The organism is Starkeya sp. ORNL1 (genome assembly GCF_012971745.1).
In the GTDB taxonomy this organism is placed as follows: domain Bacteria; phylum Pseudomonadota; class Alphaproteobacteria; order Rhizobiales; family Xanthobacteraceae; genus Ancylobacter.
The window spans coordinates 4,869,141-4,893,955 of record NZ_CP048834.1; the positions used below are offsets into that span (position 1 = coordinate 4,869,141).

The window sequence follows — 24,815 nt, forward strand, 5'->3', positions numbered from 1 at the left end:
GCTCGACCATGGCGCTTCGCCTGCCCAGGACCGGCACCGCGCAGGTCGTCGCCTTCCTGGCGATCCTCGCCATCAACTGGACCGTCTCGCCGCAATTCTTCGACATCAGGCTGCAGGATGGCCGGCTGTTCGGCAGCCTGATCGATGTGTTCAACCGCGGCGCGCCGGTGGCGCTGCTGTCGCTCGGCATGGTGCTGGTCATCGCGACGCGCGGCATCGACCTTTCGGTCGGCGCGGTGATGGCGATCTCCGGCGCCATCGCGGCGAGCCTGGCCGACAGCCACGCGCTGCCGGTGGTGCTCGGCGCGGCGCTCGGGGCCGGCCTGCTGTGCGGGCTGTGGAACGGCATACTGGTCGCGGTGCTCGGCATCCAGCCGATTGTCGCCACGCTGATCCTGATGGTCGCCGGGCGTGGCATCGCCCAGCTCATCACCGAGGGACGCATCGTCACCTTCACCTCGCCGGAGCTCGCCTGGTTCGGCGGCGGTTCGGTGATGGGCGTGCCAGCGGCGGTGGTCATCACCTTCGGCATGCTGATCGTGACGCTCGTACTGGTGCGCTTCACCGCGCTCGGCCTGATGATCGAGGCCACCGGCGGCAACGCCAAGGCAAGCGCGCTCGCCGGCGTCGGCACCAGGGCGATGACGATTGCGGTCTATGTCTGGTGCGGCCTGTGCGCCGCGCTGGCCGGCATCATTGCGGCCGCCGATATCCTCGGCGCGGACGCCAACAATGCCGGGCTGTGGCTGGAGCTCGACGCGATCCTTGCCGTGGTGATCGGCGGCACCTCGCTGTTCGGTGGACGGTTCAGCCTGGTGCTCGCCGTGCTCGGCGCCCTCATCATTCAGGCGATGAATACCGGCATCCTGCTGTCCGGCTTCCCGCCCGAGTTCAATCTCGTGGTCAAGGCCGTGGTGGTGATGGTGGTGCTGCTGATGCAATCGCCGCGCCTTGCCGGCCTCACGCTGCTGATGGGGAGAGGCAAATGAACCGCCTGCTCCCGGTGCTCGTCACAACCTGCGTCTTCATCGCCGGCTTCATCATCTGCTCGGTGCAGTTCCCGAACTTCGCCTCGACGCGGGTGGTGGCCAACCTGCTGACCGACAATGCCTTCCTCGGCATCGTCGCGGTGGGCATGACCTTCGTCATCATCTCCGGCGGCATCGACCTCTCGGTCGGCTCGGTGATCGGCTTCACCACGGTATTCCTGGCGCTCGCCATCGAGCGCTTCGGCGTGCCGCCGTTCGCCGCCTTCGCGCTTATCCTCGTCATCTGCGCGGTGTTCGGCGCGGCGATGGGCGCGGTGATCCAGTATTTCGAGATGCCGCCCTTCATCGTCACGCTGGCCGGCATGTTCCTAGCCCGCGGCGCCAGCTTCCTGATGTCGACGCAGTCGATCCCGATCAACGCGCCGCTCTATTCCGACCTCGCCGCCTATGCGATCCGGCTGCCCGGGGGCGGGCGGCTGACGGTGATCGCGCTGGTCATGCTCGCGGTCTTCGCCTTCGGCATCGTGCTGCTGCACTTCACCCGCTTCGGTGCCAACGTATATGCGCTCGGCGGCAGCCGCACCTCCACCGCCCTGATGGGCGTGAAGGTCGGGCCGACCACGATCCGGATCTACATGCTCTCCAGCGTGCTGGCCGGCCTGTCGGGCATCGTGTTCTCGCTCTACACCTCGTCCGGCTATTCGCTCTCGGCGGTCGGCGTCGAACTCGACACCATCGCCGCGGTGGTGATCGGCGGCACGCTGCTCACCGGCGGCTACGGCTTCGTGTTCGGTACCTTCATCGGCGTGCTGATCCAGGGGCTGATCCAGACCTACATCAATTTCGACGGGACGCTTTCCAGCTGGTGGACCAAGATCGCGACCGGCATCCTGCTGTTCGCCTTCATCGCGTTCCAGCAGGCCATGGTCGGGCTGGCAAAGCGGTCGGGCAGCCGTCCCGCAGGAGTTGCCCTCCCATGAGTTCCCAGCTCGTCATCATCCCCGCTCGCCGCGCCCATTCCAACCATGCGGAAGTGGCGCGCACCATCGGCATCGACATCATCGCCGGCCGCTATGCGGAGGGCGCCAAGCTGCCGGGCGATGCCGAGCTCACGCTGCTGTTCCGGGTCTCGCGTCCGGTGCTGCGCGAGAGCGTGAAGACGCTGGTGGCGAAGGGTCTGCTCAGCACCAAGTCGCGGGTCGGCACCGTGGTGCGCGAGCGCGCGGCCTGGAACATGTTCGATCACGATGTGCTGGCCTGGCATCTCGACGCCGGCATCGACAAGCGCTTCCTGCGCGACCTCGCCGATATCCGCCTTGCGGTGGAGCCCCGCGCCGCCGCGCTCGCCGCCGAGCGGCGCACCACCGACGACGTCGCCGAACTGCGCCGGAGCATCGCCAAGATGCGGCGCGAGCCCTCGGATTCCGTCGGCTTCGCCGATGGCGACCTGTCGCTGCACATCACCGTCGCCAATGCCTCTGGCAACCCGTTCATGCGGTCCATCGGCGCGGTGATCGAGGCGGCGCTGCGCACCTCGTTCCTGCTCAGCGCGCCGGTCGAGGAGCGTGAGCGCGACATCGCTATCGTCTCCCATGAGCGCATCGTCGACGCCATCGAGGACAGGGATCCGGAGGCCGCCGCGGCGGCGATGACCAGTGTGATCTTCAACGGCCTGCGCCGGCACGGCGCGGCCGGTTGAAGGACGGAGTGTGGAATGGACGACAGCCCGAACGACAGGAAGACGTTGCGTAGCCAGGCCTGGTTCGGCCGGCAGGACAAGATGGGCTTCTATTACCGGTCCTTCCTGAAGAATAGCGGCGCGCCGCAGGACCAGTTCGAAGGCAAGCCGGTGATCGGCATCTGCAACAGCGGGTCCGAGCTGACGCCGTGCAACGCGCATTTCGGCACCATCGCCGAGCATGTGCGCTATGGCGTGCTGGAGGCCGGCGGCTTCCCGCTTGAATTCCCGGTCTCCTCGCTCGGCGAGGTGACGATGCGCCCCACCGCCATGCTGTTCCGCAACCTCGCTTCGATGGATGTCGAGGAGGCGATCCGCGCCCACCCGCTCGACGGCGTGGTGCTGCTGATGGGCTGCGACAAGACCACGCCGGCGCTGCTGATGGGCGCGGCCTCGGCCGATTTGCCGGCGATCGGCGTCTCCGGCGGCCCGCAGCTGCGCGGCGTCTATCGCGGCCAGATCATCGGCTCGGGCACCAATATCATCTCGATGAGCGAGCAACTGCGAGCCGGCGAGATCACCATCGAGGAATTCCACGAGGCCGAGGGTGCGATGAACCGCTCGAGCGGTCATTGCATGACCATGGGCACCGCCTCGACCATGGCGTCGATGGTGGAAGCGCTCGGCATCGGCATGCCGGAGAACGCCGCCATCCCCGCCGCCGACGCCCGCCGCAACCAGCTCGCTCGCATGGCCGGGCGGCGCATCGTCGAGATGGTGCGCGAGGACCTGAAGCCCTCCGACATCCTGACCCGCCACGCCTTCGAGAACGCCATACGCACGCTGGCGGCGATCGGTGGCTCGACCAATGCGGTGGTGCATCTGCTCGCCATCGCTGGGCGCGTCGGCATCGACCTGACGCTCGAGGATTTCGACCGGCTGGGGCGCGACGTGCACTGCCTCGTCGACCTGATGCCGTCCGGCCGCTTCCTGATGGAGGATTTCTACTATGCCGGCGGCCTGCCGGTGGTGCTGCGCGCGCTCGGCGAGCGCGGCCTGCTGCACCAGGATGCGCTGACCGCGAACGGCCGCAGCATCTGGGAGAATGTCCGTGAGGCGTCCTGCTGGAACAGCGAGGTCATCACCTCGTTCGAGGAGCCGTTCAAGCCGGAAGCCGGCATCGCCATCCTCACCGGCAACCTCGCCCCCAATGGCGCGGTGATAAAGCCCTCCGCCGCCTCGCCTGAATTGATGCGGCACACCGGCCGCGCCGTGGTGTTCGAATCGGTGGAGGAGATGCACCACGCGGTGAATGACGACGATCTCGACATCGACGCCTCCTGCATCATGGTGCTGAAGCATTGCGGGCCCAAGGGTTATCCGGGCATGGCCGAGGTCGGCAACATGCCGTTGCCGGCAAAGCTCTTGCGCCAGGGTGTGCGCGACATGATCCGCATCTCCGATGCCCGCATGTCCGGCACCGCCTATGGCACGGTGGTTTTGCATGTCGCCCCCGAGGCGACCGCCGGCGGGCCGCTGGCCCTGGTGCGCAATGGCGACCTGATCACGCTGGACGTGCCGGCCCGCTCGCTGCATCTGCATGTCGACGAGGCGGAACTCGCCGCCCGTCGCGCCGTCTGGACGCCGCCTGCACCCCATGCCGAGCGCGGCTACGCCAAGCTCTATATCGACCATGTGCTGCAGGCCGATCGCGGCGCGGATTTCGATTTTCTCGTCGGGCGCACCGGTTCGCCGGTGCCGCGCGACAATCATTGAAGGTGGGTAATGGCCGTTTCCAAAGCCGTGCGTCCCTATAAGGGGGTCTTCCCCGTCGCGCCGACGGTGTTCGACGCCAGTGGCGAACTCGATCTCGACGGCCAGAAGCGCGCCGTCGATTTCATGATCGATGCCGGCTCGCATGGCCTGTGCATCCTCGCCAATTTCTCCGAGCAGTTCGTGCTGACCGATGCCGAGCGCGAGCGCGTGATGACGGCTGTGCTCGACCACGTCGCCGGGCGGGTGCCGGTCATCGTCACCACCACGCATTTCGGCACCGCGATCTGCGCCGAGCGCTCGCGCCGCGCCGAGGCGGCCGGTGCCAGCATGGTCATGATCATGCCGCCCTATCACGGCGCCACCATCCGTGTATCCGAACAGGGCATCTACGATTTCTACCGCGCCGTCTCCGACGCGATCTCGATCCCGATCATGGTGCAGGACGCGCCCGTCGCCGGCACGCCGCTCTCCGCGCCCTTCCTCGCCCGCATGGCGGCGGAGATCGAGCATCTCGCCTATTTCAAGATCGAGGTGCCGCAGGCGGCGGGCAAGCTGCGCACGCTGATCGAGCTCGGTGGCGATGCCATCGAGGGGCCTTGGGACGGCGAGGAAGCGATCACTTTGATGGCCGACCTCGATGCCGGCGCCACCGGTGCCATGACCGGCGGCGGCTATCCCGACGGCATCCGCCAGATCACCGACGCCTATTTCGCCGGAAAGCGCGGAGAGGCGATGGACGCCTATCAGCGCTGGCTGCCGCTGATCAATTACGAGAACCGCCAATGCGGCCTCGCTGCCTGCAAGGCGCTGATGAAAGAGGGCGGCGTGATCGGGCACGAGACCGTCCGCCACCCGCTTCCTGCTCTGCACCCGGCGACGCGGGCCGGGCTGATCGAAGTGGCGAAGCGGCTCGATCCCATGGTGCTGCGGTGGGGCAAATGAGCATGACGGGCATCCGCCTCGCTATCGTCGGCCTCGGCAAGATTGCGCGGGACCAGCATGTTCCGGCGATCGCCGCGACGCCGGGCATCGCGCTGGCGGCCGTTGCCAGCCGCAACGCCGCGCTGGATGGCGTCGCGCATTTCGCCACGCTGGAGGAGTTGCTGGAGCAGGCGCCGGAGATCGATGCCGTGGCGCTCTGCACCCCGCCTCAGGTGCGCCGCGCGCAGGCCGCCGCTGCGCTGAAGGCCGGCAAGCATGTGCTGCTGGAAAAGCCGCCCGGCGCCACGGTGAGCGAGTTGGCTCCGCTGGTCGCGGCGGCGAAAGCTTCGGGCAAGACACTGTTCGCCACCTGGCACTCCCGCTTTGCGCCGGCGGTCGAGCCGGCGCGGGCCTTCCTCGCCGAGCGCGACATCCGCTCGGTGACCATCGAGTGGAAGGAGGATGTACGGGTCTGGCATCCGGGTCAGCACTGGATCTGGGAGCCGGGCGGGCTCGGCGTGTTCGATCCCGGCATCAATGCCCTGTCGATCCTCACCCGCATCCTGCCGCGGCCAGTGTTCCTCACCCGCGCCGAACTGGCCTTCCCGTCGAATTGCGCGGCGCCGATCGCCGCCGATCTCAACTTCGAAGACGAGACCGGCCTGCCGATCCGCGCCGAATTCGACTTCCGCCAGACCGGCCCGCAGACCTGGGACATCCGGGTCGAGACCGATCGCGGGCTGCTGACGCTGTCGTCTGGCGGCGCAAAGCTGTTCCACGATGGCGCGAGCCTGATCGATGAGAAGGAGGCGGAGTATCCCGGGATCTACCGTCACTTCGTCGATCTGATCGGGCGCGGTGCCTCCGATGTCGACCTGGTGCCGCTGGCACATGTTGCGGACGCCTTCATGCTCGGCCGGCGCACCGTCGTCGAAGCGTTCGAGGATTGATCATGGCACCGACGAACGACAAGCGACCGCTCCGCTCGCAGGCCTGGTTCGACAACCCGGCCAACGCCGACATGACCGCGCTCTATCTGGAGCGCTATCTGAACTATGGTCTCAGCCAGGAGGAGTTGCAGAGCGGCCGGCCGATCATCGGCATCGCCCAGACCGGCTCCGATCTCTCCCCCTGCAACCGGCATCATCTTGAGTTGGCGAAGCGGGTGCGCGAGGGCATTCGCGAGGGCGGCGGGATCGCCATCGAGTTTCCGGTGCATCCGATCCAGGAGACCGGCAAGCGCCCCACCGCGGCGCTCGACCGCAACCTCGCCTATCTCAGCCTGGTCGAGGTACTGTTCGGCTATCCGCTGGATGGCGTGGTGCTCGCCATCGGCTGCGACAAGACCACGCCGGCCTGCCTGATGGCGGCGGCGACGGTGAACATCCCCGCCATCGCGCTCTCGGTCGGGCCGATGCTGAACGGCTGGTACAAGGGCGAGCGCACCGGTTCGGGCACCATCGTGTGGAAGGCCCGCGAACTGCTGGCCAAGGGCGAGATCGACTATGCCGGCTTCGTCAAGCTGGTGGCCTCCTCGGCGCCTTCGACCGGCTTCTGCAACACCATGGGCACGGCGACGACGATGAACTCGCTCGCCGAGGCGCTGGGCATGCAGTTGCCGGGCTCGGCGGCGATCCCCGCGCCCTATCGCGACCGGCAGGAAATGGCCTACCGCACCGGCTTGCGCATCGTCGACATGGTGCGCGAGGACCTGAAGCCGTCGGACATCCTGACCCGCCAGGCGTTCATCAACGCCATCCGCGTCACTTCTGCGATCGGCGGCTCGACCAATGCGCCGATCCATCTCAACGCGCTCGCCCGCCACATGGGCGTCGAGCTCTCCATCGACGACTGGCAGACCTATGGGGAGGACGTGCCGCTGCTGGTGAATCTCCAGCCGGCCGGCGAATATCTCGGCGAGGATTACTACCATGCCGGCGGCGTGCCCGCGGTGATCAACCAGCTCATGAGCCAGGGCCTGATCGCCGAAGATGCGCGCACCGTGAATGGCCGCAGCATCGGCGAGAATTGCCGCTCGACCGGCATCCAGGACGAAGCGGTGATCCGCCCGTTCGATCGTCCGCTGAAAGAGAAGGCCGGCTTCCGCGTGCTGCGCGGCAATCTGTTCTCCTCCGCCATCATGAAGACCAGCGTGATCTCGCCGGAGTTCCGCGAACGCTATCTCTCCAATCCCGACGACCTGGAGGCCTTCGAGGGCCGCGCCATCGTGTTCGATGGGCCGGAGGATTATCACAAGCGGATCGACGACCCCTCGCTCGGCATCGACGAGATGAGCATCCTGTTCATGCGCGGCGCCGGTCCGATCGGCTATCCCGGCTCTGCTGAAGTCGTGAACATGCGAGCGCCGGACTACCTCATCAGGGCCGGCGTTTCCTCGCTGCCCTGCATCGGTGATGGCCGTCAATCCGGCACTTCGGGCTCGCCCTCGATCCTCAACGCTTCGCCGGAAGCCGCGGCCGGCGGCGGGCTCGCTTTGTTGCGCACCGGCGACCGCGTGCGCATCGATCTCAGGCGCAACAGCGCCAACATGCTGGTGCCGGAGGCCGAACTCATTGAGCGCCGTCGCGCGCTGGAGGCAACCGGCGGCTATGCCTATCCGGCCAGCCAGACGCCCTGGCAGGAGATCCAGCGCGACTATGTCGGCCAGATGGAGACCGGCGCGGTGCTGGAGCCGGCGGTCCGCTACCAGCGCATCGCCCAGACCAAGGGGTTGCCGCGTGACAGTCACTGAAGCGCGCATGGAGGAGGTCATTGTCACCGTGCTGTCCGAGGTGCGCTGCCACCTCGGCGAGGGGCCGGCCTATGACGTCGCCAGCGATACCGCCTGGTGGTTCGACATACTGGAGCGACGGCTGTTCGAGGCACGGCTCGGCAAAGGCGAGGCGCAGGTGCATCCACTGCCCGTCATGGCAAGCGCGCTGGCGTATGTCGATGATGCCCGTCAGCTCATCGTCGCCGAGGATGGCCTCCATGTCCGCCGCGTCGCCGACGGGCATCTGGCGTTGCATGTGCCGATCGAAGCCGACAACGCGGCGAGCCGCTCGAACGACGCCCGGGTGCATCCCTCCGGCACGCTCTGGACCAGCACCATGGGCCGCAAGGCGCAGACGGGAGCCGGCGCGATCTATGCGCTGCACGGCGGCGTGCTGAGCCGGCTGTTCGGTAACATCACCATCCCGAACGCCATCTGCTTCTCGCCCGACGGCGGCACCGGCTATTTCTCGGATACCCACGAGAATGTGCTGCACAGCGTTCCACTCGACCCGGCAACCGGCCTGCCGGTCGGTGCGCCGTCCGCCCTCTATCGGCACCATGGCGAGGGCGGCCTCGATGGCGCGGTGACCGACGCCGAAGGGCTGATCTGGTGCGCGCGCTGGGGGGCGGGGTGCGTCGACGCCTATACGCCGGCCGGCGAGCGCGTGCGGACGGTGCGGGTGCCGGCGAAGCAGACCAGTTGCCCGGTCTTCGTCGGCGCGGATTTCGGCCGGATGCTGGTCACCTCGGCCTATGAGGACATGGACGAGGCGGCGCGCGCGGCCGACCCGCAGCATGGCCGCACCTTCCTGCTCGACCTCAGTGCCAGGGGCCGTCCAGAGCCCCGCATCAAGCTTGGAGCGATATGATGAGTGCCCTTTCCCACGTGATCGTCGATTGGGGCACGTCCAGCTTCCGGCTGTGGACGCTCGACCGCGACGGTCGCGTGCTCGCCGAGCGCCGGTCGGGCGACGGGCTCGCCATCTCGGGCCAGCGTGGCTTCGAGACCGTGCTGGAATCGCATCTCGCCGCGCTCGGCGTGCCCGGCGGCGTGCCGGTGATGATGTGCGGCATGGTCGGCTCGCGCGCCGGCTGGGTCGAGGCGGCCTATCTCGATGCGCCGGTGCGGCTCGATGAGCTTGCCGCCCGCTCCACCATCGCACCGGCGGCACGGCGCCCGGTGCGCATCCTGCCCGGCATCGCCCAGCGCAGCCCCACACATCCCGACGTGATACGCGGCGAGGAGACCCAGTTGCTGCCGCTGGCGCTCGACGGACAGAGCGGGCTGGTGTGCATGCCCGGCACGCATTCGAAATGGGTGCGGCTGGCCGACGGCGCAGTTGAAAGCTTCGCCACCTTCATGACCGGCGAACTGTTCCAGCTGCTACGCACCGCCTCGGTGGTCAAGCCGGCGGTCGAGGGCGGCGAGGTCGATGCGGACGGCGCGGCCTTCGCCGATGGCGTCGCCGCCGCGCTCGCCGAGCCGGAATCCGCCACCAATCGCTTCTTCGAACTGCGCGCCGGCTGGCTGCTCGCCGGCACGGCGTCGGACGACGCGCTGGCGCGGCTCTCCGGACTGCTGATCGGTGTCGAGTTGGCCGGCGCCGCGCGTCGCTATGGTTCGCTAAGCGGCACGGTGCTGGTCGCCTCGGGCGCCGCCGCCACGCTCTATGTTCGCGCGCTCGACATTGGCGGCGCCGACGATGTCGTGGTGCGGGATGCGGAAGCCTGCGTGCGCGAGGGATTGCACGCCGCCGCGTCCATTCTTTTCTTCCAGCGCGAGGGAACGCCGCGATGATCCCGTCCACCCGCATTGCCTGGCCGCAGCTCCGCCGCTCGCTGGTCGCGATCCTGCGCGGCGTCGCGCCGTCCGAGGCTGAATCCGTTGTCGCAGCGCTGATCGAGGAGGGCTTCGAGGCGATCGAGATCCCGCTGAACTCGCCCGATCCGTTCACGTCCATCGCCGCCGCCGTGAAGCTCGCGCCGACCGGCGTGCTCATCGGTGCCGGCACGGTGCTGGAGACGGAGCAGGTCGATCGGCTCAACGATGTCGGCGGCCGGCTGATGGTCAGCCCGAACGTCGAGCCGGAGGTGATCCGGCGCGCCGGCGCGCACGGCATGGTCACCATGCCCGGCGTGCTGACGCCGACCGAGGCGATTGCCGCGCTCAAGGCCGGCGCCTCGGGACTGAAGTTCTTCCCGGCCAGCGTCATCGGCCCCACCGGCATCCAGGCTATCCGCGCCGTGCTGCCGGCGGGCATCGAGATCGGCGCGGTCGGCGGGGTCTCCGACAAGGATTTCCCGGCCTATGCGGCCGCCGGCGTCCGCACCTTCGGGCTCGGTTCCAGCCTCTATCGGCCGGGCATCAGTGCGAACGAGGTCCGTGCGCGGGCGCGGACCACCATCGCCGCTTACGACGCCGTTTATGGGGGGCACACCGCAATGCCGCGCGCCTTCGGGTGATGCGCGGGACCTGACACCCCGGCCCCGCCGGCGGCAAGAAAACGGCCCGCGCAAACGCGGCCAGTAACGTTCAACGTTTCCGGGAGTGAAACATGAATATGCTCAAGACGACGCTTTCCATCCTCGCGCTCGGTGCCGTCGCGCTCGCCGGTCCCGCGCTCGCGCAGGAGAAAGCCACCGTCGGCATCGCCATGCCGACCAAATCCTCCGCCCGCTGGATCGCGGACGGCGACAATATGGTGAAGGTGCTGAAGGAGCGCGGCTACAACACCGACCTGCAATATGCCGAGGACGACATTCCGAACCAGCTCTCGCAAATCGAGAACATGGTGACGAAGGGCGCCAAGGTGCTGGTCATCGCCTCGATCGACGGCACTACCCTGTCCGACGTGCTGAAGCAGGCCAAGGACAAGGGCATCAAGGTCATCGCCTATGACCGCCTGATCCGCGATACGCCGAACGTCGACTATTACGCGACCTTCGACAATTTCCAGGTCGGCGTGCTGCAGGCGCAGTCCATCGTCAAGGCGCTTGGTCTGCCGGACGCTAAGGGGCCGTTCAATATCGAACTGTTCGGCGGCTCGCCGGACGATAACAACGCCTACTTCTTCTATGACGGCGCCATGTCGGTGCTGAAGCCCCTGATCGATAGCGGCAAGCTCAAGGTGCAGAGCGGACAGCTGGGCATGGACAAGGTCTCGACCTTGCGCTGGGACGGCGCCACCGCCCAGGCCCGCATGGATAATCTGCTCAGTGCCTATTACACCAACAAGCGCCTGGACGCCGTGCTCTCGCCCTATGACGGGCTGTCCATCGGCATCCTGTCCTCGCTCAAGGGCGTCGGCTATGGCAGCGGCGACATGAAGATGCCGATCGTCAGCGGCCAGGACGCCGAAGTCCCGTCGATGAAGTCGATCCTCGCCGGCGAGCAATATTCCACGATCTTCAAGGATACCCGCGACCTCGCCAAGGTTACCGCCGACATGGTGGATGCCTCGCTCAGCGGCAAGGAAGTGACGGTGAACGACACCAAGACCTACAATAATGGCGTCAAGGTCGTGCCGTCCTATCTCCTGAAGCCGGTCGTGGTCGACAAGAGCAATTGGGAGCCGGTGCTGATCGGCAGCGGTTACTACAAGAAGAACCAGATCAACTGATCGGCACGTCCGGGGCCGGCCGCGCGGAGATTGCGCGCGGCCGCTGCCTCGGCGCGAATGGAGCGGCGTGATGAACGCGATCCTGGAAATGCAGGGCATCAGCAAGAACTTCACCGGGGTGAAGGCGCTGAGCGACGTCAATTTCACCGTCGAGGCGGGAGAGATCCACGCCCTCGTCGGCGAGAACGGCGCCGGCAAGTCGACCCTGATGAAGGTGCTGAGCGGGGTCTATCCGCACGGCTCCTATGAGGGCGCCATCCTCTATGACGGCGAGGAGCGGCGCTTCCGCGACATCAATGATTCCGAGGCGCTCGGCATCATCATCATCCATCAGGAACTGGCGCTGATCCCGCTTCTGTCGATCGCGGAGAACATCTTCATCGCCAATCCTCCGTCGCGTTTCGGCATCATCGACCGCGGCGCGGTGTACCGGCGCACCCGCGAACTGCTCGCCAAGGTCGGGCTGGACGAGGCGCCGGACACGCTGATCACCAATATCGGCGTCGGCAAGCAGCAGCTTGTCGAGATCGCCAAGGCGCTGTCCAAGGAGGTCCGGCTTCTCATCCTCGACGAGCCGACCGCGAGCCTCAATGAGAAGGACAGCGCGGCGCTGCTCGACCTGCTGGTCGAGTTCCGTGCCCATGGCATCTCCTCGATCCTGATCTCGCACAAGCTGAACGAGGTCTCGCGCGTGGCCGACCGCATCACCGTGCTGCGCGACGGGCGCACCGTCGACACCATGGACTGCCATGCCGGGGTGGTCGAAGAGGATCGCATCATCCGCAAGATGGTCGACCGCGACCTCGAGCACCGCTTCCCCAAGCGCGAGCCGAAGATCGGCGAAACCATCTTCGCGGTGAAGGACTGGTCGGTCTATCATCCGCTTCATGCCGACCGGCAGATGATCCGCAATGTCGATTTCCACGTCCGCCGCGGCGAGATCGTCGGCATCGCCGGGCTAATGGGCGCGGGACGGACCGAGTTCGCCATGAGCATATTCGGGCGATCCTACGGACAGAAGATCACCGGCCGGGCCGAGCTCGACGGCCGCGACGTGGATGTGTCGACCGTGCGTCGCGCGATCGATGCCGGCCTTGCTTATGTCACCGAGGACCGCAAGGAACTCGGGCTGCTGCTGGCCGAGGACGTACGCAAGAACGTCACCCTCGCCAATCTCGATGGCATCTCCAGCAATCGCGTGATCGACGACGCCAAGGAGTTGCGCGTCGCCGGCGACTATCGCGGGCGCATGCGCATCCGCTGCTCCAGCGTGTTCCAGGATGCCGGCAAGCTCTCGGGCGGCAACCAGCAGAAGGTGGTGCTGTCCAAATGGCTGTTCACCGATCCCAAGGTGCTGATCCTCGACGAGCCGACGCGCGGCATCGATGTCGGCGCCAAATACGAGATCTACAGCATCATCAATGAGCTGGCCGATGCCGGGAAAGGCGTGGTGGTGATCTCCTCGGAGATGCCGGAACTGCTCGGCATCTGCGACCGTATCTGCGTGATGAACGAGGGCGCCTTTGTCGGCGAGTTCGCCGGCGCAGACGCCACCCAGGAAAAGATCATGCGCTCCATCATGCGCAAGGGAGAGAAGCGGCCATGAGCGACAAGACCGTGGTGCTCCGGGACGAAACCAAGAAACCGGAAGCAAGGCATGCCGGCTTCCTGAAGAACAATCTGCGCGAATACGGCATGCTGCTGTCGCTGTTCGCCATCATGCTGTTCTTCCAAGTGATGACCGACGGCACGCTGCTGCGGCCGCTGAACCTCACCAATCTCGTGCTGCAGAACAGCTACATCGTCATCATGGCGCTAGGCATGCTGCTGGTGATCGTCACCGGCCATATCGACCTCTCGGTCGGCTCGGTTGCGGGCTTCATCGGCGCGGTGGCCGCGGTGCTGATGGTGCGCTACGGCATGGACTTCATCACCGCGACCATCATCTGCCTGGCAGTTGGTGGGCTGATCGGCGCCGCGCAGGGCTATTGGGTCGCCTATTTCAAGATACCGTCCTTCATCGTCACGCTGGCGGGCATGCTGGTGTTCAAAGGGCTGGCGCTCGCCCTGCTGGCGGGCCAATCAGTCGGCCCGTTCCCGCCGACCTTCCAGAAGCTGTCCTCCGGCTTCATCCCGGAATTCATTCCCGATGCCGGTGCGCTTTATCCGACCTCGCTCGCCATCGGCGCGGTGCTGGCGCTTGCGCTGGTCTATATGAACTTCAAGAGCCGCTCGCGGCAGGAGAGCCACGGCATCGAGACCGAGCCTTACGGCTTCTTCCTGATCAAGAACCTGCTGTTCTTCGCGGTCATCCTCTATTTCACCTACCTCATCGCGTCGCATCGCGGCCTGCCGAACGTGCTGGTGATCATGACGGCGCTGATCGCGCTGTATGCCTTCGTCACCACCCGCACCACGATTGGCCGGCAGATCTATGCGGTCGGCGGCAATGCAAAGGCGGCGAAGCTCTCCGGCATAAAGACCGAGCGGCTGACCTTCCTCACCTTCGTCAACATGGGCGTGCTGGCGGCGCTCGCCGGCCTGGTCTTCGCCGCGCGGCTCAACACCGCGACGCCGAAGGCCGGGCTGGGCTTCGAGCTCGACGTTATCGCCGCGTGCTTCATCGGCGGCGCCTCGGCCTATGGCGGCGTCGGGCGGGTGGCAGGCGCGGTGATCGGCGCGCTGATCATGGGCGTCATGAACAACGGCATGTCCATCCTCGGCATCGGCATCGACTATCAGCAGGTGATCAAGGGCCTGGTGCTGCTCGGCGCGGTCTGCCTCGACGTCTACAACCAGAAGCGCTGAGAGGAACCAGCAGGCGCGGAGCGGGAAGCGGCGCTAGCTAGAGCCGCTGCGCCCCGCTGGTGTTCACGAACACGCTGTAGAGCGAAGAATGCCCGCAAATGAACAGTCGGTTGCGGGCGGCGCCGCCGAAGGTGAGGTTGCCGACGCGATCCGGCACGCGGACCTTGCCGATCAGTTCGCCCTGCGGGGTGTAGCAATGTACGCCGTCGCCGGCGCTCGACCAGATATTGCCGTCGACATCGACGCGGAAACCGTCCGGCGCATGGGGCGATACCTCGGTCACCACGTGCCCGCCGGAAAGCCTGCCGTCCTCGCCGACCGCGAAGGCGCGGATGTGGCGCGGCCAATCCGGATTTCCGATGAAGCCGGAATCGGCGATGTAGAGCAGCTCCTCGTCGGGCGAGAAGGCGAGGCCGTTCGGCTGATGGAAATCGTCGGCGACGATGGCGAGGCTGCCGTCGCGCGGATCGAAGCGGAACACGTAGTTGCAGTCGAGTTCGCTCTCGGCTTTCCCGCCCTCATAGGCCGCGCTGATGCCGTAGGTCGGATCGGTGAACCAGACGGTGCCGTCCGATTTCACCACCACGTCGTTCGGCGAGTTCAGCCGCTTGCCCTGATAGCGATCGGCCAGCACCGTGATGCTACCGTCCGGCTCAGTGCGGCTGACGCGCCGTGTGCGGTGCTCGCAGCTCACCAGCCGGCCCTGCCGATCGCGGGTGTTGCCATTGGCGAAGTTGGAATCGGCGCGGAACACCTCGACCGCGCCCGATGCCTCGCTCCAGCGCATCAGCCGGTTGTTGGGGATGTCGCTCCAGATCAGGCAGCGCATGTCGGCGAACCACACCGGCCCCTCCGCCCAGCGCATGCCGGTGTGCAGCGTCTCCAGCCAGGCGATGGGGATGACATAGGCGCGGAAGCGCCGATCGATGATCTCGAACGGATCGACGTACGTCATGTGGCGTCCTCCAGTCGCCGCTCTGCTTGAGCATCCTTCGAGGCCGCTACGCGGCACCTCAGGATGAGGTCGTTCCTTCAAGCTGGACCTCATCCTGAGGTGCCGGCCGTGGGCCGGCCTCGAAGGATGCTGAAGCAGTGCGGCACTCTTCGTTGCGTCTCTCGTTGATCCGACGATGCCGGTCAGAAGACGCTTGCGCAACTGGTATGATGAGATAATGTTATCGTCATCGTGCAGAGGCCAAGGTGCCGGCTGCCGGATCAAAACCAGACAGAGCCTGCTCGAGCGGGCCGCTATGGGAGGAATATCGATGCACGTGAAGACCCTTGCGCTCGCCTGTGCAACCGCCGCGCTCCTCACCGCTGCCGGCGCCATGCCCGCGGCGGCGACGCCCGAAAAGCCGGTCATCGCGCTTGCCAACGCCTATTTCGGCAACACCTGGCGTCACCAGATGGTCGACGCGTTCGAGGCGGCCGCCAAGAAGGCCAAGGAAGACGGCAAGATCGCCGATTACATCATCCTCAATGGCGACGGCACGGTCGCCCAGCAGAACAGCCAGATCGCCGAGCTGATCCTGAAGAAGGTCGATGCCATCGCCGTCGACGCTGCCTCCGAGACCGCCGTCAACGGCATCATCGAGAAGGCGTGCAAGGCCGGCATCAAGGTGGTCTCGTTCGACTCCATCGCCTCGGCGCCCTGCAATTACCAGCTCAATTTCGACTTCAAGGGCTACAAGAAGCAGCAGGCCGAGTGGGTGCTGAAGAAGATCGGCGGCAAGGGCAACATCATCGTCGTGCGCGGCGTGAAGGGCTCGGCCCCGGACGCCGACATGTACTCGGCGCAGGAAGCGGTGCTGAAGGCCAATCCGGACGTGAAGGTGGTCGCGACCGTATACGGGCAGGCGACCGCCTCGGTGGCGCAGTCGGCAGTGGCGAACGCGTTGCCGAGCCTGCCGCATGTCGACGCCGTGCTCGGCCAGGGCGGTAGCGACGACACCGGCATCGCCCAGGCCTTCGACCAGTATGGTGGCGACTACGCCAAGAAGATGCCGGTCATCGAGGGCGGCGGCAGCTCCAACTTCATCCAGTGGTGGTCGAAGCAGCGCGAAGCCAACAACTATTCGACCATCTCGATGAACACCACGCCCGGGATTGGTGGTGCCGCCTTCTGGCTCGCCTATGGGCTGGTGAAGGGCGCCACCCCGCCCAAGCTGATGATCATGCCGGTGGCGACCGTGACCGACGAGAATCTCAAGGACTATTCCAGCTTGCCGGCGGGTGTCATCGTCAGCCCGTCCTACTCTCAAGCGTGGGTCGAGGACAATCTGCTCAAGGCCAAGGCCGGCAACTGACCGGCGGCGGCTAGCGTCATGACGGCGGCTTTCCGCACGACGCAGGATGCACCGGAGCCGATCTTCGGTGCATCGGCGGCTTTAGCAGGGTTGGCTGGAGAGGCCATGGACGCTGTTTCCCGGGAACCGGCAGCCCATGTCGGCGGCCTCAAGGCGCGCGCGCCGGTCGCGCGGCTCGCCGGCATCTGCAAGGCGTTCGGTCCGACCAAGGCCAATGACCAGGTCGATCTCGTCGTCGAGCGCGGCGAGGTGCTCGGCCTCGTCGGCGGCAATGGTGCCGGCAAGTCGACGCTGATGCGGATCCTTTGCGGCGTCACCCGCACGGATGCCGGCACCATCGAGATCGGCGGCATCGATGTCGATCCCGGGTTCTATGACACCGCCCTGGCGCAGGCCGGCGGCATCCGCATCGTTCATCAGGAATTGTCGCTCTGCGACAATCTCTCGGTGGCGGAGAATTTCTTCCTCGAAGCGCCGGAAGCCGCGCGCGCCGTACCCGGCTGGCGGAGCGCCTATCGCGCCGGCGCCCGCGCCGCGCTCGACGAGGTGTTCCCCGGCCATGGCATCAACGTCGATGTCCCCGTGGGCCATCTGCAGATCGGCCAGCGGCAGATGGTGGAGATCGCCCGTGCGGTGACCGCGCCCAAGGTGCGATTGATCATCCTCGACGAGCCGACCTCGTCGCTCGGGCTGGAGCGCAGCCGGCAGCTGCGCGCCTTCATCCGTGCCCGCACTGCCGCCGGGCTCGCCTTTATCTTCATCAGCCACAAGCTGCAGGAAGTGGTCGAGATCGCGACCCGTGTGCTGGTGCTGCGCAATGGCCGCATGGCCTGGAGCGGGGCGAGCGCGGACGCCACCGTCGCAGGGCTCGTCGGCGCCATGGGCGGGCCGAGCGAAGGTGCGTTGCGCAACAGGCGCGCGGCGCGCCCGGCGCTGTCGCCCGACGCGCCGGTGCAGGTGCGCATCGGCGGCGACGTCGTCGCCCCGCTCGGTCGCGACGTGGTGCTGAAAGCGGGCGAGGTGGTCGGCCTTGCCGGGCTCGAAGGCTCCGGCCAGCGCGATCTGCTGCACCGCCTGTTCTCGCGGCCATGGGGCAGCATCGGGCGGCAAGGCAATGCCAGCTTCGTCTCCGGGGACCGGCAGAAGGAAGGCGTGTTCCCGCTCTGGAGTGTGCTCTCCAACATCGCGCTCGGCCGGCTGAACGGCCGCTCGCCACTCGGCCTCGTCTCCGAGCCCGTGGAACGCGAGGCGGCGCGCGGCGCGGCCGAACGCCTGAAACTCAATCCCGCCCGCTTCGATTCCCCCATTCTCGATCTCTCCGGCGGCAACCAGCAGAAGGCGCTGGTGGCCCGCGCCCTCGTCGGCGAGGCGGCAACGATATTGTTCGACGATCCGACCCGCGGCGTCGACGTCGCCGCCAAGGAGGATTTCTACGCGCTGATCGGCGATGTCGCCCGCGCGGGGCGGCTGGTGGTCTGGCATTCGACCGAGGACATCGAGTTCGTCGAATGCGACCGCGTGCTGGTGTTCAGCGGCGGGCGCATCGTGCGCGAATTGGTGGGCGCCGAGATCACCGAGCAGGCCATTGTCGACGCCTCGTTCGCCGGCGCCGCCGCCATCGAGCGGGACGGCACGGCCGGCCGGCGCGGCATTGCCGAATGGCTGGTCGACCTCGCTCCCTTCGCCAGCCTTGCCGCGGTGTTCGGGCTGATGGCCTATGTGAACCCGCTGGCGGTGTCGATGTTCGGCCTCGATCTGCTGCTTGGTCCGGCCATCGCGCTGGTGCTGGTGGCGCTCGCCCAGATGTTCATCGTCGGCGGCAGCGAGATCGATCTCGGCGTCGGCGCCTTTGCCGGCCTCGTCAATGTCGTCAGCGCCTCGTTGCTGGTGGGCCAGCCCTGGCTCGGCGTCCTCTGCCTGCTGTTCGGCCTCCTCGCCTATGGGCTGATCGGCGCCACCATCCAGCTCCGGCGGATCCCGGCCATCGTGGTGACGCTCGGCGCTTCCTTTATCTGGATCGGCATCGGCTACACGCTGCAGCCGACGCCGGGCGGCTCCAGTCCGGAATGGCTCACCGCCGCCTTCGCCTGGCAGATCGCCGGCGTGCCGGCGGCGCTCGCCATGATCGCCATTGCCGGCGCAGTGGCGCTCGCCATCGACCGCTCGCCGCTGGGCGTGGTGCTGCGCGGCTTCGGCAACAACGCCGCGGCGATGAAGCTCGGTGGCTGGTCGCCGCTGCGCTACGCGATCATCCGCTATGTCATTGCCGGCCTGTTCGCCACCGCCGCCGGCCTCTCGCTCACCGCGATCAACACGGCGAGCGACATCAATGCCGGCGGGCCGTTCACGCTGATCAGCGTCGCCGCGGTGGTGATGGGCGGCTGTGCGCTGATCGGCGGGCTGATCTCGCCGCTCGGCGTGGTCGCCGGCGCGCTGACGCTGGCGCTGATCGGAGCGCTGCTCGGCGCGCTCAACGTCTCGACCGACTACAACGCCGCCGTCCAGGGCTGCCTGCTGCTGGCGATGCTGATGCTGCGCGCGCTCGCCGGGCGCCGTGGGGAGGAACGGTGATGACCCTCACCGAATGGCTCGAGCGCAATCGCTGGTTCTGGTCGTTCCTTGGCGTGCTGGTGCTGTGGGGGATCCTCTCCATCGCCACCAGCCGCTTCAGCCTGCATTCGCTGTCCGGCGTCGCGGCCTCGGCGAGCTTCCTCGTCATCGTCGCGCTCGGCCAGATGCTGGTGGTGACGACGGGGCGGGGCAATATCGACCTCTCCATCGCCAGCGTGCTGACGCTGAGCGCCTATGCCAGCATCGTCGTCACCCAGGGCCTCGACGCGCGGCTGCCGCTCGCCATCGCAGTGGTGGTGCTGATCGGCCTGGTCACCGGCACGGTGAACGCGCTGCTCGTGGTCGCCTTCCGCATCCCGGCCATCATCGCCACGCTCGCGACCGGCTACATTCTCGCCACCGGCACGCTGATCGCCAATCGCTGGGCCGCGGGCTTCGCGGTGAGCCCGGTGTTGAAGACGCTGGGCGCCGGACGCATTGGCGGCTTCCCGGTGATGATTCTGGTGGCGCTGCTGGCGGTCGTCGCAGTGGGCTTCCTGCTCCGCCGCACCGTCTATGGCCGGGCGATCTCCGCCGTCGGCCAGAATGAGCGGGCGGCGGCGCTCGCCGGCATCCGCACCGGGCGCGTCGTTGCCGCCGCCTTCATCGCCTCGGCCATATTGGCGGCGCTCACCGGCATGCTGCTCGGCGCCTATGTCGGCGGCGCCTTCCTCGAAATGGGGGCGCCCTATCTGCTGCAGTCGCTCGGCGCCGTGGTGCTGGGCGGGTCGCTGATCTTCGGCGGCTCCTCCACCGCGCTCGGCACGCTGTTCGGCAGCCTACTGCTGGTGCTGATCGTCACCACCATGCAGATCGTCGGCCTGCCGCCGGGCACGCAGGACATCGTCCAGGGCTTCGTCGTCATCGCGGTGCTGGCGCTCGCCGGCGGCCAGGCGGTGCGGCGTCGGCGTAGCCGTGCCTCCCCCGCCTGAGCGGGGAAATTCCACCAGCCGGGAAGCGGCCGAACGCAGAAGCGCCGCCCCACACCGCACACGCCAATGGAGGAAGCCCAATGTCTTCACGCACCAAGTCCCTGAGGAAGCTGCTGCTCACCGCCGGTCTTGCCGGCATGCTGGCCGCCGGGGCGGGCTCGCTCGCGCAGGCGGCGGACCTGATCGCCATCATCACGCCCTCGCACGACAACCCGTTCTTCAAGGCCGAGGCCGACGGCGCGGCCAAGCGGGCCAAGGCGCTCGGCTACGAGACCATCGTGCTCGTGCACAATGACGACGCCAACAAGCAGTCGCAGCTGATCGACACCGCGATCGCCCGCGGCGCCAAGGCCATCATCCTCGACAATGCCGGCGCCGACGCCACGGTCGCCGCGGTGCAGAAGGCAAAGGACGCCAAGGTGCCGTCCTTCCTGATCGACCGCGAGATCAACGCCACCGGCGTCGCCGTCTCGCAGATCGTCTCGAACAACTACCAGGGCGCCCAGCTCGGGGGCCAGGAGTTCGTGAAGCTTATGGGCGAGAAGGGCAATTATGTCGAGCTGGTCGGCAAGGAATCCGACACCAATGCCGGCATCCGCTCCAAGGGCTATCACGACGTCATTGACGACTATCCGGACCTGAAGCCGGTTGCCCGCCAGTCCGCCAACTGGAGCCAGACCGAAGCCTTCTCCAAGATGGAGTCGATCCTCCAGGCCAATCCCAACATCAAGGGCGTGATCTCCGGCAACGACACCATGGCAATGGGCGCCTGGGCCGCCCTGAAGGCGGCGGGGCGGACCGACGTGATAGTGGTCGGCTTCGATGGTTCGAACGAAGTGCGCGACTCCATCCTTGCCGGCGGCATCAAGGCGACCGTGCTGCAGCCGGCCTACCGCCAGGCGGAGATCGCGGTCGAGCAGGCCGACAAGTACATCAAGACCGGCTCGACGGGGCAGAGCGAGAAGCAGCTCATGGACTGCGTGCTGATCAACGCCGACACCGCCAAGAAGCTTGAGACCTTCGCGCTGGTCGACTGAGTTCCTCCCGGCTGAACCCGGTGGATGCGCGGCGCATCCGCCGGGTTCCTTTTCGCTCTTCAGTCGAACCGGCGAGAGGCCAGTCGCATGCGCTACCGCACCTCCATCGTGCTCGCTTGCCTGGCGGCGCTGCTCGCGCTGCCGGGCTGCAAGCTGGTGAAGAACGAGGACCTCGCCAAGGCGAAGGCCGAGGCTGGTGGCGCGGCGGCCTTCGACCCCGACAAGATGGCGCGCGACATGTGGGGCACCAGGATCGTCCCCTATCTCGAAGCCAAGGGCGGCTCCTTCACCGAGGTGCGCGCGCTCATCGCCAAGAGCCCGGACGAGGCAGGCAAGCGCTTCGGCTATCGCGAGAAGCCGGAAGGCATTCCCTGGACCATCGCCACCCGGCTCGACGGCCGGATCGTCGCCGCCAACACCGCCTCGCGCGCCGCGACCGTCGACGTCGATGTCGATGGCGACGGAGTGGCGGACGCGGTGGTGCAGATCGGCCCGGTGATCCGCGGCACGGCGCTGCGCGACGGGCTCGACTTCGTCTCCTTCAACGCGTTCACCAACCAGATCGACTACGCGAAATTCGCCAAGTCGCTCAACACGCTGATGGCCGAGACCGCATTGGCCAAGCTGCCGCGAGAGGATCTCACCGGGCGGAAGATTTCGGTGGTCGGGGTGTTCGCGCTGGAGAAGCCGGGCGACAAGCCGCTGGTCACCCCGGCGGTGGCGACCCTCGGGGACAAGTCATGAGCCCCGGCACGGAAACTAATTCCGTCGTCCTCGCCATCGAGGGCGTGACCAAGGTCTATCCCGGCACCATGGCGCTGAAGGGAGTCGATTTCGTCGTGCATCGCGGCGCGGTGAACGTGCTGGTCGGCGAGAACGGTGCCGGCAAATCGACGCTGATGAAGATCATCGCCGGCGTCGAGCGCCCGACCGAAGGGCGCATTTTGATCGAGGGCGAGCCGGTGCATTTCGCCGGCACCGACGATGCGGTGCGCAATGGCGTCGGCATGGTGTTCCAGGAGCTGAACCTGTTCCCCAATCTCTCGGTGGCGGAGAATGTCTTCGCCTCGCGCGAAATCACCCGCGGCCTGCGCGGCATCGACCATGCCGAGCAGGAGCGGCAGACTGCGATCCTGCTGCGCCGGCTGGAGCACGACATCGGCCCGAAGACGCTGGTCGCCGATCTTCCCATCGGCCAGCAGCAGATCGTCGAGATCGCCAAGGCGCTGGCGCAGCACGCCCGCATCCTGATCATGGACGAGCCGACCTCGGCGCTCTCCGCCGCCGAGGTCGAGATCCTGTTCCGGGTCATCGCCGAGCTGAAAGGGCAGGGCGTCGCCATCATCTACATCTCGCACCGGCTCGAGGAGCTGGTGCGGATCGGCGACTACATCACCGTGCTGCGCGACGGCCGCATCACCGGCCACGAGAAGATGGGCGCCATCGACGTGCGCTGGATCGTGCGACAGATGATCGGCTCCGATGCCAAGGATTTCGCCCGCGCCGCATCCGCGGTGGAGGAGCGCGAGGTGTTTCGCGCCGAGGCGATCAGCCTGCCGCGCATGGGCGGCGGCTATCTGGTCGACCATGTCTCGCTCAATGTGCGCGCCGGCGAGATACTCGGCGTCTACGGCCTGATGGGGGCCGGCCGCTCCGAGCTGCTCGACTGCCTGATGGGCCGCCATCCCCACGCGAAAGGCGAGATCTACATCGACGGCGCCCGGGTCAAGGAGCGCGACGTCACCGGCCGGATCGGGCGCGGGCTCGCTTTGATCCCGGAGGACCGCCAGCGCGAAGGACTGGTGCAGGAGCTCTCCATCGCCGCCAACATGACGCTGGCGAGCCTGATGAAATTCACCCGCGGCATCCAGATCGACGCGCGGCGCGAGCGCGAGGGCGTCCGCCATTTCATCCGCGACCTCGCCATGAAGGCGCCGGATCCGGATCGCGAGGTTTCCTCGATGTCGGGCGGCAACCAGCAGAAGGTGGTGATCGCCAAGGCGCTGATGACCGGGCCGAAGGTGCTCTTGATGGACGAGCCGAGCCGCGGCATCGATGTCGGCGCCAAGGCTGATGTGTTCCGCACCATGCGCCGGCTCGCTGCCGAGGGGCTCGGCATCATCTTCGTCACGTCCGACCTCGACGAGGTGATGGCGCTGTCCGACCGCATCGCGGTGATGAGCAATGGCCGCCTTACCGGCCTGTTCGACCGCACGGACGCCACCGAGGAAAAGGTCGTCGCCGCATCCGCGGCGGGGCACGGCATCGACCACCAATCGTCCCTGGAGAGCACGCAATGACCGAGGCTGCCGGAACGCTCGGCAACAAGGGGATGAGCGGCGCGGCGCTCGCGCTCCATCTCATGAAGCTGCGCACCTTCATCGCGCTGTTCGCGGTGCTGGTGTTCTTCTCGCTGGCGGCGCCGAACTTCCTCTCCACCGCCAACCTGATCCTGATGTCGAAGCACGTCGCGCTGAACGCGCTGCTCGCCATCGGCATGACCTTCGTCATCATCACCGGCGGCATCGACCTTTCGGTCGGCTCCATCGTCGGGCTGTGCGGCATGGTGGCGGGCGGGCTGATCCTCAACGGCATCGATCTCGGCGTCGGCTACACCGTGTTCTTCAACCTGCCGGAGATCATCCTGATCACGCTGGCGGTCGGGGTCGGCGTCGGCATCATCAACGGGCTGCTGATCACCAGGCTCAATGTCGCGCCCTTCATCGCCACGCTCGGCACGCTCTATGTGATGCGCGGCCTCGCGCTGCTCTCGTCCGACGGAGCGACCTTCGCCAATCTGGTCGGCCGCGAGGACTACGGCACCACCGGCTTCGCCATCCTCGGCGCCGGCGGCTTCCTCGGCCTGCCGCTGACCATCTGGATCCTGATCGCGGTCGCGCTCGCCGCCGCCTATATCGCCGGCAGGACGCCGCTCGGCCGGCACATCTTCGCGGTCGGTGGCAATGAGCGCGCGGCCGGGCTTTCCGGCATTCGGGTCAACCGGGTGAAGATGTTCGTCTACATGTTCTCCGGCTTCTGCGCGGCGCTGGTCGGGCTCATCATCTCCTCCCAGCTCATGGCCTCGCACCCGGCGACCGGCGAGACCTTCGAGCTGAACGCCATCGCCGCCGCCGTGCTCGGAGGCACCTCGATGTCGGGCGGGCGAGGTACGATCGGCGGCACCATCATCGGCGCCTTCGTCATCGGCATCCTTTCCGACGGTCTCGTGATGATGGGCGTCAGCTCGTTCTGGCAGACCGTCATCAAGGGCGTCGTCATCATCGCCGCCGTGGTCGTCGATCAGGCGCAGCGCAAGCTCCAGCAACGCGTCGTCCTGCGCCAGATGGCACAGGAGGGCTGAGG

21 protein-coding genes are annotated in these 24,815 nt (G+C 67.0%); 20 read left to right on the forward strand and 1 reads right to left on the reverse strand.

Features of this window, described 5'->3' with window-relative positions:
- Positions 1-8: 8 nt before the first annotated feature.
- The 13 genes from G3545_RS22980 to mmsB all read left to right on the forward strand — a co-directional run bounded on the left by G3545_RS22980 (position 9) and on the right by mmsB (position 14,567).
- Positions 9-989 (forward strand): ABC transporter permease, encoded by a 981-nt coding sequence (locus G3545_RS22980; RefSeq protein ID WP_170016032.1) that lies wholly within the window; start codon positions 9-11, stop codon positions 987-989.
- Complete coding sequence (yjfF, locus tag G3545_RS22985; protein WP_170016034.1) at positions 986-1,969, forward strand: galactofuranose ABC transporter, permease protein YjfF; 984 nt, start codon at positions 986-988, stop codon at positions 1,967-1,969. The genes G3545_RS22980 and yjfF overlap by 4 nt, the downstream gene beginning before the upstream one ends.
- Positions 1,966-2,688 carry a FadR/GntR family transcriptional regulator gene (locus G3545_RS22990; protein WP_170016036.1) on the forward strand — a complete coding sequence of 241 codons (723 nt, stop codon included), beginning with the start codon at positions 1,966-1,968 and terminating at the stop codon, positions 2,686-2,688. The genes yjfF and G3545_RS22990 overlap by 4 nt, the downstream gene beginning before the upstream one ends.
- Before the next feature lie 15 nt (positions 2,689-2,703).
- A complete protein-coding gene (locus tag G3545_RS22995; protein ID WP_170016038.1) occupies positions 2,704-4,443 on the forward strand; it encodes an IlvD/Edd family dehydratase in 1,740 nt (579 codons plus the stop codon).
- 9 nt (positions 4,444-4,452) lie between these two features.
- Positions 4,453-5,385 carry a dihydrodipicolinate synthase family protein gene (locus tag G3545_RS23000; protein ID WP_170016040.1) on the forward strand — a complete coding sequence of 311 codons (933 nt, stop codon included), beginning with the start codon at positions 4,453-4,455 and terminating at the stop codon, positions 5,383-5,385.
- Positions 5,386-5,387: 2 nt separating this feature from the next.
- Positions 5,388-6,314: a Gfo/Idh/MocA family oxidoreductase gene (locus G3545_RS23005; RefSeq protein ID WP_170018238.1), complete on the forward strand. Its 927-nt coding sequence runs from the start codon at positions 5,388-5,390 to the stop codon at positions 6,312-6,314.
- A 2-nt stretch (positions 6,315-6,316) separates the two neighbouring features.
- Positions 6,317-8,116 (forward strand): IlvD/Edd family dehydratase, encoded by a 1,800-nt coding sequence (locus G3545_RS23010; protein WP_170016042.1) that lies wholly within the window; start codon positions 6,317-6,319, stop codon positions 8,114-8,116.
- Positions 8,117-8,123: 7 nt separating this feature from the next.
- Positions 8,124-9,008, forward strand: a complete 885-nt coding sequence (locus tag G3545_RS23015) for an SMP-30/gluconolactonase/LRE family protein (RefSeq protein WP_170018239.1) — start codon at positions 8,124-8,126, stop codon at positions 9,006-9,008.
- Entirely contained in the window at positions 9,005-9,937 is a 933-nt protein-coding gene (locus G3545_RS23020; RefSeq protein ID WP_170016044.1) for a 2-dehydro-3-deoxygalactonokinase, read from the forward strand. Before G3545_RS23015 ends, G3545_RS23020 begins: the two co-directional genes overlap by 4 nt.
- A complete protein-coding gene (locus G3545_RS23025) occupies positions 9,934-10,602 on the forward strand; it encodes a 2-dehydro-3-deoxy-6-phosphogalactonate aldolase (RefSeq protein WP_170016046.1) in 669 nt (222 codons plus the stop codon). Before G3545_RS23020 ends, G3545_RS23025 begins: the two co-directional genes overlap by 4 nt.
- Positions 10,603-10,694: 92 nt before the next feature.
- The gene (chvE, locus tag G3545_RS23030) at positions 10,695-11,759 is read left to right on the forward strand and encodes a multiple monosaccharide ABC transporter substrate-binding protein (protein WP_170016048.1); all 1,065 of its coding nucleotides are present in this window, start codon (positions 10,695-10,697) and stop codon (positions 11,757-11,759) included.
- A 70-nt stretch (positions 11,760-11,829) separates the two neighbouring features.
- A complete protein-coding gene (mmsA, locus tag G3545_RS23035) occupies positions 11,830-13,365 on the forward strand; it encodes a multiple monosaccharide ABC transporter ATP-binding protein (RefSeq protein ID WP_170016050.1) in 1,536 nt (511 codons plus the stop codon).
- Entirely contained in the window at positions 13,362-14,567 is a 1,206-nt protein-coding gene (gene mmsB, locus G3545_RS23040) for a multiple monosaccharide ABC transporter permease (protein ID WP_170016052.1), read from the forward strand. Before mmsA ends, mmsB begins: the two co-directional genes overlap by 4 nt.
- Before the next feature lie 37 nt (positions 14,568-14,604).
- Here the strand turns inward: mmsB and G3545_RS23045 are convergent, their stop codons facing one another.
- Positions 14,605-15,522 carry an SMP-30/gluconolactonase/LRE family protein gene (locus G3545_RS23045; RefSeq protein WP_170016054.1) on the reverse strand — a complete coding sequence of 306 codons (918 nt, stop codon included), beginning with the start codon at positions 15,520-15,522 and terminating at the stop codon, positions 14,605-14,607.
- A gap of 310 nt (positions 15,523-15,832) precedes the next feature.
- Between G3545_RS23045 and G3545_RS23050 the strand changes: the two genes are divergently transcribed.
- The 7 genes from G3545_RS23050 to G3545_RS23080 all read left to right on the forward strand — a co-directional run bounded on the left by G3545_RS23050 (position 15,833) and on the right by G3545_RS23080 (position 24,813).
- A complete protein-coding gene (locus G3545_RS23050) occupies positions 15,833-16,873 on the forward strand; it encodes an ABC transporter substrate-binding protein (protein WP_170016056.1) in 1,041 nt (346 codons plus the stop codon).
- A gap of 105 nt (positions 16,874-16,978) precedes the next feature.
- The gene (locus tag G3545_RS23055) at positions 16,979-19,444 is read left to right on the forward strand and encodes an ATP-binding cassette domain-containing protein (protein WP_246702536.1); all 2,466 of its coding nucleotides are present in this window, start codon (positions 16,979-16,981) and stop codon (positions 19,442-19,444) included.
- Entirely contained in the window at positions 19,441-20,415 is a 975-nt protein-coding gene (locus tag G3545_RS23060) for an ABC transporter permease (RefSeq protein ID WP_246702537.1), read from the forward strand. Before G3545_RS23055 ends, G3545_RS23060 begins: the two co-directional genes overlap by 4 nt.
- A 137-nt stretch (positions 20,416-20,552) precedes the next feature.
- Complete coding sequence (locus G3545_RS23065) at positions 20,553-21,452, forward strand: D-ribose ABC transporter substrate-binding protein (protein WP_170018240.1); 900 nt, start codon at positions 20,553-20,555, stop codon at positions 21,450-21,452.
- Between the two features lie 87 nt (positions 21,453-21,539).
- Positions 21,540-22,196 carry a DUF2291 domain-containing protein gene (locus G3545_RS23070; RefSeq protein ID WP_170016062.1) on the forward strand — a complete coding sequence of 219 codons (657 nt, stop codon included), beginning with the start codon at positions 21,540-21,542 and terminating at the stop codon, positions 22,194-22,196.
- Entirely contained in the window at positions 22,193-23,752 is a 1,560-nt protein-coding gene (locus G3545_RS23075; RefSeq protein ID WP_170016063.1) for a sugar ABC transporter ATP-binding protein, read from the forward strand. The genes G3545_RS23070 and G3545_RS23075 overlap by 4 nt, the downstream gene beginning before the upstream one ends.
- A complete protein-coding gene (locus G3545_RS23080; RefSeq protein ID WP_170016064.1) occupies positions 23,749-24,813 on the forward strand; it encodes an ABC transporter permease in 1,065 nt (354 codons plus the stop codon). Before G3545_RS23075 ends, G3545_RS23080 begins: the two co-directional genes overlap by 4 nt.
- The last annotated feature ends 2 nt before the right edge of the window (positions 24,814-24,815 follow it).